Here is a 13468-nt window from a genome sequence, read left to right as displayed (position 1 = left end):
TTAAAATGTTTTACAGTCCATAATAGGCTTTTAATTTGGCAATCAAGCCAAGTGGGTTTTTCGTCAGATACTGTGAACTAAAGAAAATATCCCCTTTCACCGTATCATATTTCTCATTGTATATAAGCTGATCAATAATTTCCTGTGATGTCTGCCACCCGATTTCCGGTGTGCCCAGCTTATAAGGTGAGTGTCCAATGTACAATTTCACATCAGTATTTGCCACTTCATTGGCCCACCAGTCTACCACCTTGTCATATCGTGCTGCACTGAGTGTCATGCTCCAGTACACTTGGGGTGCAACATAGTCGATCCACTCCTGCTTGATCCATGTCCGTACATCCGCATTCATGCTGTCATAAGCGGTTACTCCGGCTTTTGTATCCGAACCGGTCATATCAACCGATTTGTTACGCCACACACCAAATGGGCTAATGCCATATTGGACGCCAGCTTTTACTTTGTGGATGCTCTCTCCAAGTTGCTTGACAAATTGATTAATGTTGTCCCGGCGCCATTCCGCACGGTCACTTGTATTCAATGTGTTGTATGCTTTGAAAGCCGCATCATCATTAAACGTTACATTGGAAGGATAGAAATAATCATCCAAATGTACGCCATCAACATCGTACTGATTAACTACTTCCATGATGGTATCAATAATATGCTGTCTCGCTTCCGGAATACCCGGATTAATATACAATTTGCCTGAGGCATTAACCATCCAGTCCGGGTGAAGCTTGGATACATGATTGACTGCGAGCCCGGTTGTACTTGCCGAATTGGTAGCCCGGAAAGGGTTGAACCAGGCATGGAACTCAAGGCCACGTTTGTGAGCTTCCTCAACCATGAATGCAAGTGGATCATAACCAGGGTCTTTCCCTTGTGTTCCTGTCAATACACTATTCCAGGGTACAAGTCCTGATGGATAGATCGCATCCCCATTGGCCCGCACCTGAACAAATACGGCGTTGATTCCCATATCCTTCAACGTATCGAGCTGCTGAATGAACTCCAGCTTTTGTTTCTCCACGTTTCCTTTGGCTCCAGATGAAGGCCAGTCTCCATTTACGGTCGAGATCCATGCTCCCGCATCTCATCCGTACTTGGCGTAGTTCCCGTTCCACCAGGTTCTGCTGGTGTGACTGGATTAGGGTTAGGAGCATTGCCTGTGGTCAGATCAATGGTCTGTGCAGATTGGTTCCAGGTAACCTGGATTCCAAGGTTCTCACTGACAAATCGAATCGGTACCATTACACGGCCCTGCTTCAATTCTACCGAGGCATCAAGATCAACCACGGCCCCATCTACTGTTGCCTGCTGGCGTCCACTCGTCATCGTAATGACAGAATCGGACTTCTTGATAGTGACGGTGCGCGTAGCCTGTGACCATAGAACAGAAGCACCTAGACCTTCGCTAATGACACGCAGAGGAACCATCGTTACATTTACTTTGGGCAAAATGTAAGGCGATACATCCGATTCCAATCGTTGACCATCCAAATAAATGATAATTTCCTTTTGACTAGCTGCCTGCGCTGTTAGTCCTGCAGTTTGTAAACCCAGAACAAAAATGAGCAGCAGGATCAATCCTTTTCGAAGCTTCATCAGTGCAATCCTCCAAAATAATTATAAATTCGCGGCAAATTCTGCTAGTTTAATAGACGCTCCTAACGATTATTAAGTTGCGAAAAATCGCCATATTTTGGACGAGAAAAGCAAAAGGACGCTCCCTACCGTTTTAGCGGCAGGTGCATCCTCTGATTTTTGAATGGATATGCGTTGCAATTTTCCAGGTGAGTCTGGCTTTTAAGGCTTAGGATTCGGTGTTGCTCATGTCTTCCTGAATACTTTTCAGATCACGCAATCGACTCTCATCCTGGCGGAAATATTCTACCAAAGACTCGATGCAGGTAATGGAATCCCAGCTCAGATGGTGCTCAATTCCTTCGACATCCTGATAAATATTTTCCTCCTGAACACCAATGGTCGTTAAAAATTGTTCAAGCAGATGATGGCGCTCCATCAAACGTTTACCCATCTTTTTGCCTTTTGGCGTAAGCACTAGCCCGCGGTACTTCTCATAGATCAGGTACTCGTCTTTGTCCAGCTTTTGGATCATCTTCGTCACCGATGAAGGATGCACTTCCAAACCTTCAGCTATATCAGACACACGAGCATAGCCCTTTTCATCAATTAATTTGTATATACGCTCCAAATAATCTTCCATACTGGGCGTTGGCATCTGCTTCCCTCTCTTCTCTCTGACCGGCAATATTCTTGCCTGATCCCTATCTTATAATGATACATGTTATCAATACGCATTGGCAAGTCCTGCACAATTCATTCACTACTTACTGACCATAAAGCGCTTTTCAGGCCTCATTTTCCGTTACCATAGCGCAAGTATTGGCATGGGTGACTTATCCCCAAACGAGGCAAACTAAGCGAGGTCCCGTATTGAAAGGAGTGATTTCGTGAGTACAAGTGTAGCGCATCCACCCGTTCGCAAAGCAAAAGGCACTAAACCCTTTATTCCCGATTTGGTGTATTTTGAACCCGGTGCGCTGGAATATGAGAAAGGTAAACGGATTATGGAATGGGTCACCTTCAGGGATATTCCTTATCAGATGACGACATCCCATAATCGAATCACCAATCTCCCTGGCGAAACGGAGCAGGAAAAGTACCGAATGGCCAAGCGAACCCTCGTTGTCGGCGTGCGTAAAACACTTAAGTTTGACCAATCGAAGCCCTCAGCCGAATATGCCATTCCCATTTCCACAGGCTGCATGGGTCACTGTCATTATTGTTATCTTCAAACGACACTTGGGGCCAAGCCCTATGTCCGTGTCTATGTAAACACCGAGGAGATCATTCAGGCTGCCAAAGGTTACATTGAGGAACGTGCTCCTGAAATTACCCGTTTTGAAGCAGCTTGTACATCCGATCCCGTAGGACTGGAGCATATCACCGGAAATCTCGGTGACCTGATTCGTTTTATGGCGGAGGAGGAACACGGACGACTTCGCTTTGTGACCAAATACCATCACGTTGAGCCTTTATTAAACATCAAGCATAACGGACACACTCGTATCCGTTTCAGCGTGAATTCCGATTACGTGATCAAAAATTTTGAGCCAGCCACCTCACGGTTTGAAGAGCGTATTGAAGCTGCAGGGAAAATAGCTCATGCCGGTTATCCGCTCGGATTCATTATTGCCCCAATCATGTGGTATGACGGATGGGAAGAAGGATATTCTGAGCTTTTACAAAAGCTTGCCGATACACTTCCTGAAGAAGCAACCAAGGATCTAACCTTTGAGATGATCCAGCACCGTTTTACCAAAACGGCAAAAGCTACCATTGAGAAGCGATACCCCAAAACCAAGCTGGAGATGGATATCGAAAAGCGAAAAATGAAATGGGGCCGCTGGGGACAGTATAAATATGTGTATAAAGATGATCAGCAGGACGCCCTGCGCGAGTTTATTACTGAGCGTATTTTTGAGCATTTCCCACTTGCTAACATTGATTATTTCACCTAAGCGCAGAACCGGCACCTTATATTAAAGAACCTTTGATTAAAAAAGCAGGTTACATGAACCAGAATCATTCTGGTTTCACGTAGCCTGCTTTGTTCTTATTTGGAATAAACCATGAATAAAACAACAACTCGTTGATGGCTATATAAGGCTATATAATCATCCAGTCTGGTGTTATTTGCTGTAACCAGATCGTTATTTTGGTCATCTGATCCGTGAATAACAGCACCCCAAGGAACAACATTAATGCGCCCCGGCTTTCATCATGATATTGGAATAACGCAAGATCCAGCGGGTAGAACCGATGAAAAAGGCCAGAATGAAGAACGGTAACGCAAAGCCGGCCGTGTAACCCGTAATTAATGCCAGCCAGGTGGTTGGTTCGCTCGCAGCCATCGCGATGATAGCAGTCAAGATCGGTCCAATACAAGGCGACCAGCCTGCTGAGAAACCAATACCAAAAATAAATGAACCCAAGTAACCCGCTGGTTTCCATTTCATATCCATCTTACGCTCTTTCATCAGAAACTGTGGTTTGAACAAACCGAGCAAAAATAAACCCATTAACATAATCAAAATCGCGGATAATTGACGAATAAGATCACGGTTATCATTGAAAAATTGACCAAACAATCCGGCTCCCAGCCCCAGCGAATAAAACACTGCCGAGAAGCCCAAAATAAACGCCAGCGTATGAGTCAATGTCTTGAAGCGAACTTCACGCTGATTGCGTTCATCCTTCAACCGTTGCACCGTCATCCCCGTAATGTAGGAAAGATACGAAGGATACAGCGGAAGACAGCAAGGCGATATAAACGAAGCTAATCCTGCTACAAAAGCCAGCCACACATTAACATCAGGCATGAAGCAAATATCTCCCTTCCCTGGGGGCTCACTTGCTTACGTTCAGAATCAGGCTCGGAACCCTTTTTTTCCAATCATCGTAAGAATCAGCATCATGATAAGCAGAAGTACAATCGTTGCTCCCGGTGCAAGGTTCCAGATCCCGGCCACAACCAGTCCAATAACTACGGCAATTTCGCCAATAACCACAGACAATATAATCGCCGATTTGAAGCTTCGTGCCATCAGTAAGCTTACAGCTACCGGAATGGTCAGCAATGCCGATACCAGCAATGCGCCGACGATTTTGATCGCCGTACTAATGACAAGGGCTGTCATTACGGTAATCAGCATATTCAGCAGTTTCACAGGCAGCCCGGTAACCGCTGCGGCATCCTCCTCAAAGCTGAGCAGGAAAACTCCTTATGTAACAACGCTACAACGATGACCACGATCAGCGTGACCACACCAACCAGCTTCAAATCCGTGGAATCCAGTGTATAAATACTGCCGAACAGGTAACTCATAACATCTGTATTATACCCTTTGCCCAGCGTGAAGAACAACGAAGCCAGCGCCACTCCACCGGACATGATGATTGCAATCGATAATTCGGCGTAACTCTTATACGCCTTGCGCAGTTTCTCTATTGCAAATGAGGCGAGCACAGCAAATATCAGCCCCACCGCAATCGGATACACTTCGATAAGGAATCCGAGTGCAACCCCGGCGATCGTTACATGAGACAGAGTATCGCCGATCATGGATAAACGTCGCAGCACCAGAAACAATCCGATCAAGGGTGCTGTGATGCCAATTAGCAATCCACCCGCCAGCGCCCGCTGAAAAAAATCACTCATTAAAATTTCCAAAACACACACGACTCCTTCGGCCTTGCTCTAATCTGGTTGTGTACTCGCTCTAACGAACCTGGGTGGTGGTATGTTGCAAATTCGTCTCGGCACAGTCTTCCACCTCATGGGAATGACGGACATGAAAATGTATCTTTCCGTTCGTCACCGCTGCTTTTGAACCGAGATAACTCTCCATCCGGTCCATATCATGTGATACCATCAGGAATGTCATCCGGTGATGTTCATGCATATGGGTAATGAGTTCAAAAAAGCTGGCCTGGGATTCGGCATCAATGCCCACCGTCGGTTCATCCAGAATCAGCAGATCAGGGTGATTAATAAGCGCCCGTGCCAAAAACACGCGCTGCTGCTGTCCGCCGGACAGTTGTCCGATTCGTTTGTTCGCCAAATCCTCAATCCGCATCACCTGCATGGCATCTGTGCACTGCTGCTGACATTTACGGGACATCCGGCGAAACATATTCTTGTTGTTGTACAAGCCGGACATGACTACTTCCCTTACCGTTGCAGGGAACAATGGATTAAACGCATTTTTTTGCGGAACATAACCAATCCGTTCCCAATCCTTGAATCGGCGGATCGACTGTCCGAACAGCTTGATGTCTCCCTCGGCTGGAGGCAACAGTCCAACCAACATCCGCAGCAATGTCGTTTTGCCCGCCCCGTTTGAACCGATAATCCCGACAAAATCCCTTTCCTGGACCATAAAATCAAGATTTTCGATCACTCGCTGGTCACCGTAGGAAAATGATAGTTTCTCGATCTCTATAATTGGATCATGACACAATGGCATGATTTGCTGCATGGCAAAGCCGCCCTTCATTATATATAAGGATTGCAAACGAATCCTTCAGTCTATCTTATTTTAATGCGATCAGCAGATTTTGCAAATTTTTCTCCATCAGGGTGAAATAATCATCCCCGTTTGTGACCTGTTCTTTGGTTAAACCTTCTACAGGATTCAGGACCATTGTCTCTACACCTGCTTCATTGGCGAGGGTTTTTGCCAGTTTGTCAGATACCAGCTCTTCGAAGAAAATGTATTTAATCCCTTCATCCTTCACCAGCTTAGCCAAATTCACAATATCTTGACCTGTGGGCTCCGCATCTGGAGAAAGTCCCATAATGGCATGCTGGGTTAACCCATAATCACGTGCTAGGTAACCAAAAGCCTGATGCGAAACAACAATTTCCTTATTGGGAACGTTGGACAATTCGTCTGTAAAGTGCTGATCCAGCGTTTCCAGCTTGGTCCGCAGCTCTTCATAGCGTTGTTCATATCCTTCTTTATGGGCAGGGTCTACTTCAACCAGGCTGTTTTTGATATTTTCAGCCATTATCATTGCCGATTTGGGACTTACCCATGTATGGGGGTCCACATGATGGTCTGCAATATCCTCTGCGTTAGCTTCATCAGCATGTTCGTCACTATGTTCATCGACCTGTTCTTCACCATGACCGTGTCCATCATCACCCTCAGCAGTTAATAGAGTAACCCCTTCACTTACTGCAACGGACTTCACCTTGGTATCGCTATTCAGTGACTTCAGGAAGTTGGGGACCCATCCTTCCAAGCCTGCACCATTATATAGGAATAACTGGGCTTTGGATGTATTCACAATATCTTGGCTCTTCGGCGTCCAATCATGTGGTTCAACACCTGTTGGCAGCAAATTAATGACATTCGCATCGTCTCCGCCAATTGTCGCCGTAAACGCATAGACAGGATAGAAGCTCGTGATCACATTCACTTTACCTTCCACCAGCTTGGCACTCTCCGAATTATTACTCTGACCGCATGCCGACAATATGAGCAAACTAAGAACAACCAGACCGCTGAGCATCCATTTCATCTGTCCTCTTCTACCTGTTGCTAGAGTCCGGTTTACCTGGTCTAGATTTCTTCCATTATAAAATTTCACTAGTATTCACTCCGCATCTCTTAATCGTAAACATTACTGAAAGAATTATAGGTAACCTGCACGAACTTGTCAAGCCGCTCTGTCCTATTCATTCTTTCCTTGAGCACGGAGTTCATAACAGTATATGCTTGTTTTCTTCGCATCAGATCGATTTTATCCAAAATAAAAAGTGACCCGATTCTCATCGAGCCACCTTCTATTACAGCAATACAAACCATATATTGGTTACATGGTCAAAGTCCTATTTTACTTGTGCGCCATTAGGCATATTATCTGGTACCGTTGCCAGTGTAAGCTGATCTCCGTGGGATGCTGCCAGAATCATGCCCTGGGACAGTTCACCGCGCAATTTCACAGGCTTGAGGTTCGTCACACAGATGACTTTGCGTCCAACCATATCTTCTGGGGAATAAAACTTCGCAATTCCCGATACAACCTGACGTTGCTCATAGCCAAGATCCAGCTGCAGCTTCAGCAATTTATCGGCTTTCTTGACCGGCTCACAGGCAATTACTTGAGCGACACGCAGTTCCACTTTGGCGAAATCATCAATACCGATCTCTTCTTTGCCTTCTGGTGCTGTGACGGGTTGAGCGGCTTCAGAAGCTCCTCCAGCATCTACTTGAGCTGCCTCAGGCTGCACTTCAGCTTTTTTGCCTCCAGTCATCGCTTCAGCAATATAAGCAATCTCCTGTTCAGAGTCCAAACGTGGGAAGATCGGGTCACCCTTCTGCAAAGCGTTGCCAGCCGGAATAACGCCCCATTGCTTCGCTGAATCCCAGGCCGTCAGTTCACCTTCCTGAATGCCGAGCTGTTCCCAGATTTTGCGCGGAGCACGTGTCAGGAACGGCTGCAAGAGGATGGAAGCAATCCGCAAGCTTTCAATCAGATGCGACATTACCGATGCCAGTTCATTCCGTTTCGCCTCATCACGAGCCAGAGCCCAAGGCTGAGTCTCGTCAATGTATTTGTTGCTGCGGCTCACAAACTGACTGATCGCTGTCAACGCTACGGAAAACTGTAGATTTTCCATGGCCTGCTCCACTTTCTCCACAGCAGCAAGACCCGCTTCTTCAAGAGATGCATCAAATTCGGTCACACCGGAAGTAAATTCAGGCGCTCTACCTTCGAAATATTTGTCCACCATGGCTACTGTACGATTCAACAGGTTTCCAAGGTCATTTGCCAGGTCGGAGTTCACACGCTCTACAAAGCTTTCTGGAGTAAATGTACCATCTGAACCAAATGGAACTTCACGCAGCAGGTAATAACGAAGTGCATCCAGACCATAACGGTCAATCAGGGTTACCGGGTCAACGACATTGCCTTTGGATTTGGACATTTTGCCGTCTTTCATCAACAGCCAGCCGTGGGCAAACACTTTTTTCGGTAAAGGTAGGTCCAGTGCCATCAGCATAATCGGCCAGTAAATCGTATGGAAACGAACAATTTCCTTCCCTACCAAATGAACGTCCGCAGGCCAAAACTTCTTATACAGGGATGGATCGGATGATCCATAGCCCAGAGCTGTAATATAGTTGGATAACGCATCAATCCATACGTACACAACGTGTTTCGGATCGCCTTTAACTTTGACGCCCCATTCGAAAGTTGTCCGCGATACAGCCAAGTCTTCCAGACCCGGCTTGATGAAGTTGTTAATCATTTCATTTTTACGTGACTCCGGCTGAATAAAACCCGGATTCTCTTCATAATATTTCAGCAAACGATCGGCATACTTGCTCATCCGGAAGAAGTAGGATTCTTCTTTTACCAGCTCCACCGGATGTCCGCTATCCGGACTTTTGGCCGAGATAATCTCGCCCTTGTCATTCTTCTCCACATCAACCAGCTGGGTTTCCGTGTAGTAGGTCTCATCCGGGATACTGTACCAGCCTTCGTACTCACCCTTGTAGATATCCCCTTGTTTCAATAAACGGTCAAAGATATCCTGTACCACTGTTTTGTGGCGTTCTTCCGTAGTCCGAATGAAGTCGTCATTGGAGATGTCCAGCTTGTTCCACAGTTCCTTGATACCCACAACGATATCGTCGATAAAAGCTTGTGGCGACTGTCCTTTCTCTTGTGCCTTGCGCTCAATCTTCTGACCATGCTCATCGGTTCCTGTCAGATAGTGAACAGCATAACCGCGCAGACGTTTGTAACGAACCATGGCATCACCCGCCACAGTCGTGTACGCGTGTCCGATATGCAGTTTGTCACTCGGATAATAAATCGGTGTTGTCAGATAAAATGTTTTTTGATCAGCCATAAATGACTTCTCCTCCTTCATATGGTCCTGCATTTTTATTGCTTGCTTTGCCTAAAAAAGAACACAAAAAACTCCCGTCCCTATATGGGACGAGAGTTGCTCTCACGTGTTACCACCCAAATTCCCCGTGCTTTTCACAAAACACAGGCTCTGCCGGTCCTTCGACCGCCCATTAACGCTGGATCACGCCTCAGCCTTACGACAGCCCGTTCTAAATCAACGTCTGCACGCTCGAAAGAGGTTCCTCCGGGACCATATTCCATCCTCCTCCCAGACCGGTTCTCAGCTCATCCGGCTCTCTGCACTGGGGGTGTGTCTGTACTTATCCCTTCACTGGAAATCATTATACGAAAAATATACTGAAATACTGCCTCCTTTGTCAAGTGGACAGCAATTCTTAAATCAACTCAATTCTGCAAAACGACCATTGGCTCGTTAATCGGATACCATCACAGACTTTTAAGCCTTTGGTGGAACCAAATCCACTCCACCTGGATGAAACGGATGGCATTTCGCAATGCGCTTTGCCGCAAGCAGCGATCCTTTAAACGCACCATGAACTTCAATCGCCTCCATCGCATACGCCGAGCAGGTAGGATAGAAACGACACGTCGGCGGCTTCAATGGAGAGATATAGCTGCGATACACCCGAATGGGAGCCTGAACCAATCTGCGGGATAACTTCATCGTCAGTGCTTCCCGTGAGTGTGCTGATGTCCGGATGACGCTTTGGCTGGCATATGTTCGGCACAGTCCTTACAGTACCCGAAAACTTCAAATTTATGATCGACGACCTGGAATTGCTCAGGCGCATCTGCAAGCTGCATCGGGCAAAAAACGATTGGATATGTCTTTTGGCATTTCAGACAAATCATATGGTGGTGATGATGATCCTCACTGCAATGTGCTCTGAACTTCACCCCATCCTCAAAGATGACCTGCTCCAGTACACCCAATTCCTGCATGACACGCAAATTCCGGTACACCGTATCAAAACTCAGTCCGCTGTAAGTCTTACCCATATATTCATAGACGTCCTTGGGTGTCAAATACCCGGGGATTCGGCAAATAACCGGGCCAGTGTCTTCCGCTGATCCGTAATGCGGAGCCCCTGCGAGGACATGGTAGTAATAATCTGTTCTGTCGACAGCATGACCTATAGCACCTCCTGTCATACGAGCATTCTGCATAAATCCAAAGAGCGAATTCAATTCAGCAACACCTATATCGAAATGGGTCTATCCGTCTAGGTATTGTACCCGTTAGCGTGTGAAATCAAATTATGCAAAATGCTGATACTTATGCTTGATTTATATACTACTAATAATGCCTTAAATGAAGTTCATAGTCAACGAACGGACCTGAGCCCTCTGATTCTACTGTTACAATGAAAAAGGACCCCATAAACATGGAGTCCTTTCCTGACGGTTCAGATGATTAATCCTTCGGGCGACTTTTGGGGTGACAGGATATATAGCATATAAGCTTTCACTCCAAACCGTCCGTTTCTGGTGACAAGAGAAACAATTATTTCTCTGTCGGAAGCGGTGTGAACAGCAAATTGACAGGAAGATTGCTTCCTGGTGCTGCGGAGAACAGAATCGTTACACTTTGACCATACGAGCCTGTACGATAGAGTACACTTTGTTCATTCGGAGCGCTTACGGATTTGCCGTTCGAAATCTGTACAACTTCTCCATTAACGAGCGCTACACCCGAGTATTTACCACCACGTGGGTTGAACGAGATTAAAGTCCGAGGAGCAACATTGTTCAGTGTAATTTTGTAGAGAACACCGAAGTTACCCGCGTTAGAAGCATCTGTATACGCCATTGGATCTGTTCCGACCAGATTCGGGTCACTTGCATTGTCGCCGAGCGGCAGACGTGCAGGCTTCGATCCCACTTCTTGGTCGTACGTAATGATACGTGTTGCATTCGGGTATGTTCCCCGGTTATGAACACCATCACGATCCAGAACAGGCAGGGTGGACCATACCGTCATCGGATCTTTATTCTCATCAATCATAATAATATTGTAATCGAGTTCATAATCGCTGAATACATCCGAGTACAAGGAGATGACTTGACCCTGCTTCATAGGAAGAACACTCAATTCGGTCAGAATTAGCTTGCTCTCTCCAGGTTGGATGTACACTTTCTTTTGTCCCGTACCGTTCTGTATAGACTGGAACCAGCGATCAATGGACAATTTACCTGCCGCAGTCGCTATTGGTGACGGACCTGCAAAGCCCATGTTTTGCTGTTCAATAGATGCCGTATATGCATTGTTGTTTGTCGCAACAACATACATTTTCACGTTCTTACCTGTGTTGTTCACATGGTGAATCATGAAACGCGTTTGTCCAAAGGAAGATTCCTTATAAACAATACCTTCTGTATTAACGGTTTCCGGGCTGTTACTACGAATCAGCAAACTCGGTTCGTCGTAATATGTGAAAGGTATTTTCTCCATCGATGGTACTCCGCTACCGTCGAAGCTGAACTTCTCGCCTACAGGTGTAAACAACTGATTAAAATCAGTCATGGTGTACAGCGTTTCTCCTGTAATGTTAACCGTCTTGGTATAGCTGTTACTAGCACCATGTTTGTCCGTAACGGTAATCGTTACCGTCTTTGGTCCCGGAACAAAGAATGCCAAAGCATTGTTTTCCCATTCGGTTTTCACAATGGCATTTTCATCATCGGTGCTTTGATCAATATACGTGATCTTTTCACCCATTTTGTATTCTTCCTTGTCTGTCATAAACATCGCTACAGGAGGAAGATTGGGTTTCTGAACCTGAATCGTAACAGAGTACGGATCACTCCATTGTCCGCTCGAATCCTGGACAGCATACGTTACCGTATATGTACCTGGTTGATCAAACGAATCCTGACGGCCCGTCCAGCGCTCGTCGACGATGTCTAATCCCTTGGGAGAGCTGGATTTAGTGTTGTATGTCACCGTGTCTCCTGCAAAAATCTCTTTTGGTACCGTGAAGCTGGCTACCGGTTTGGTACTCAGGTTCAGTACAACCGTCTTCGCAGACTGATTCACTTTATAAGTAATGTTGAGAGCCTGCGTAATCGACGTCAGTGGCACCATGAAGGTATTTTTTTGTTGATAGGCAGGGCCCTTCATCGTTCTGGATTCACCGTTTACTGTGTAAATAGTGCTATTCGTTTTGAAGCGAAGCTCATCTTCGCCACTAATAATAATGGTTTCTTTGGTTGTATTGTCATATTTCACATCATATCCAACCCGATCAACCAGTGCGCGGATCGCTACATAAGATACGCCATTTTTAACAGCCATCGGCTGTCCTGCAAGATATGTTTTGCCGTCTTGCATCATTTTATTGCTATTCATGTAAAGTGTCAGATCTCCGCCTTTACTTCCGGCTACAGATTGACCGCTTGTAGATGGTTGCTCAACCTCAACCGGAGTCGTAGGTACTGTTGTTTCCTCTTCCGAACCCTCTTCATCAGCAGGGTCTGTAACAGGGTCAACCGGAGTAACATCTGTTCCCGTAGTTTCATTGGTCACCGGGTTTGTTCCTTCAACTTCATTGTTATCAGACTGTTTTGAATCTGACCCGGACTTTACATCCGATTCCACGATGGTTTGTTCTTTCTTCACAACCTCCACGGATTTAACATTGGCTGTATTTGTTGTTGTTGTATCACTTTGATCGGCTGCTAGTACATTCGCTGGAATCGCTGCAAACGCTTGGAATACAGCTAAAGCGGTAAGTACGGATAATTTCTTCTTCAAATTCATTCTTTGTCTTTGGCTCCTTCTGCTCCCATTTTATAAATATCCCCCTCAAAAAGTCATACTATTAGACGCTTGCAGCCGGGAAAAGTTGCTAAAATTAATTGATAAGAATTGTAAACTTTTAATAGAGCGAAAATACTATGAAAATAGTTATCTATTATACTTTTCGATTTGGAGTGAAATCGGTTTTAAAACCTGCCGCAAATTCCAATAAAAAAATCCCTCCAGGAC

The 13468-nt window shown here is 45.8% G+C and carries 7 protein-coding genes and 4 pseudogenes; 1 reads left to right on the top strand and 10 read right to left on the bottom strand.

Translation table 11 applies throughout. The features are described from left to right. Positions 1-10: 10 nt before the first annotated feature. Positions 11-1608, bottom strand: a pseudogene (locus tag ACTWJ7_RS13995) (family 10 glycosylhydrolase). 208 nt (positions 1609-1816) lie between these two features. Continuing rightward, on the bottom strand, positions 1817-2245 hold the full coding sequence (gene mntR, locus ACTWJ7_RS13990; RefSeq protein ID WP_024631015.1) for a transcriptional regulator MntR: 429 nt from the start codon (positions 2243-2245) through the stop codon (positions 1817-1819). A 232-nt stretch (positions 2246-2477) separates the two neighbouring features. Here mntR and splB point away from each other — a divergent pair, with 232 nt between their 5' ends. Then, the gene (gene splB / locus ACTWJ7_RS13985) at positions 2478-3548 is read left to right on the top strand and encodes a spore photoproduct lyase (protein ID WP_301877697.1); all 1071 of its coding nucleotides are present in this window, start codon (positions 2478-2480) and stop codon (positions 3546-3548) included. A gap of 148 nt (positions 3549-3696) precedes the next feature. Here splB and ACTWJ7_RS13980 read toward each other — a convergent pair. From ACTWJ7_RS13980 to ACTWJ7_RS13945, 8 genes and pseudogenes are all read right to left on the bottom strand, one after another. Next, positions 3697-4409: pseudogene (locus ACTWJ7_RS13980) on the bottom strand (cytochrome c biogenesis CcdA family protein). A gap of 48 nt (positions 4410-4457) precedes the next feature. Then, positions 4458-5260 (bottom strand): annotated as a pseudogene (locus tag ACTWJ7_RS13975) (metal ABC transporter permease). Positions 5261-5309: 49 nt separating this feature from the next. Next, positions 5310-6068, bottom strand: a complete 759-nt coding sequence (locus ACTWJ7_RS13970; RefSeq protein ID WP_076291860.1) for a metal ABC transporter ATP-binding protein — start codon at positions 6066-6068, stop codon at positions 5310-5312. Between the two features lie 55 nt (positions 6069-6123). Beyond that, positions 6124-7116, bottom strand: a complete 993-nt coding sequence (locus ACTWJ7_RS13965; RefSeq protein WP_301877698.1) for a metal ABC transporter solute-binding protein, Zn/Mn family — start codon at positions 7114-7116, stop codon at positions 6124-6126. Between the two features lie 310 nt (positions 7117-7426). Beyond that, the gene (gene metG, locus ACTWJ7_RS13960) at positions 7427-9478 is read right to left on the bottom strand and encodes a methionine--tRNA ligase (protein WP_301878398.1); all 2052 of its coding nucleotides are present in this window, start codon (positions 9476-9478) and stop codon (positions 7427-7429) included. A 438-nt stretch (positions 9479-9916) separates the two neighbouring features. After that, entirely contained in the window at positions 9917-10144 is a 228-nt protein-coding gene (yidD, locus tag ACTWJ7_RS13955; RefSeq protein ID WP_301877699.1) for a membrane protein insertion efficiency factor YidD, read from the bottom strand. Positions 10145-10146: 2 nt separating this feature from the next. Beyond that, positions 10147-10610: pseudogene (locus ACTWJ7_RS13950) on the bottom strand (Fur family transcriptional regulator). Positions 10611-10984: 374 nt separating this feature from the next. Further along, a complete protein-coding gene (locus ACTWJ7_RS13945; protein ID WP_301877700.1) occupies positions 10985-13240 on the bottom strand; it encodes a stalk domain-containing protein in 2256 nt (751 codons plus the stop codon). Positions 13241-13468 lie beyond the last annotated feature (228 nt).

Source organism: Paenibacillus sp. 1A_MP2 (assembly GCF_052244825.1).
Classification (GTDB): Bacteria; Bacillota; Bacilli; order Paenibacillales; family Paenibacillaceae; genus Paenibacillus; species Paenibacillus vandeheii.
The sequence above is the reverse complement of the archived record's forward strand: the minus strand, read 5'-3'. Positions and strand labels throughout refer to the sequence as shown.

Coding starts and splice junctions, on each gene's coding strand:
- ACTWJ7_RS13965 (WP_301877698.1), bottom strand. CDS start 7,116: ATGAAATGGATGCTCAGCGGTCTGGTTGTTCTTAGTTTGCTCATATTG.
- ACTWJ7_RS13945 (WP_301877700.1), bottom strand. CDS start 13,240: ATGAATTTGAAGAAGAAATTATCCGTACTTACCGCTTTAGCTGTATTC.
- metG (WP_301878398.1), bottom strand. CDS start 9,478: ATGAAGGAGGAGAAGTCATTTATGGCTGATCAAAAAACATTTTATCTG.
- ACTWJ7_RS13970 (WP_076291860.1), bottom strand. CDS start 6,068: ATGCAGCAAATCATGCCATTGTGTCATGATCCAATTATAGAGATCGAG.
- mntR (WP_024631015.1), bottom strand. CDS start 2,245: ATGCCAACGCCCAGTATGGAAGATTATTTGGAGCGTATATACAAATTA.
- yidD (WP_301877699.1), bottom strand. CDS start 10,144: ATGAAGTTATCCCGCAGATTGGTTCAGGCTCCCATTCGGGTGTATCGC.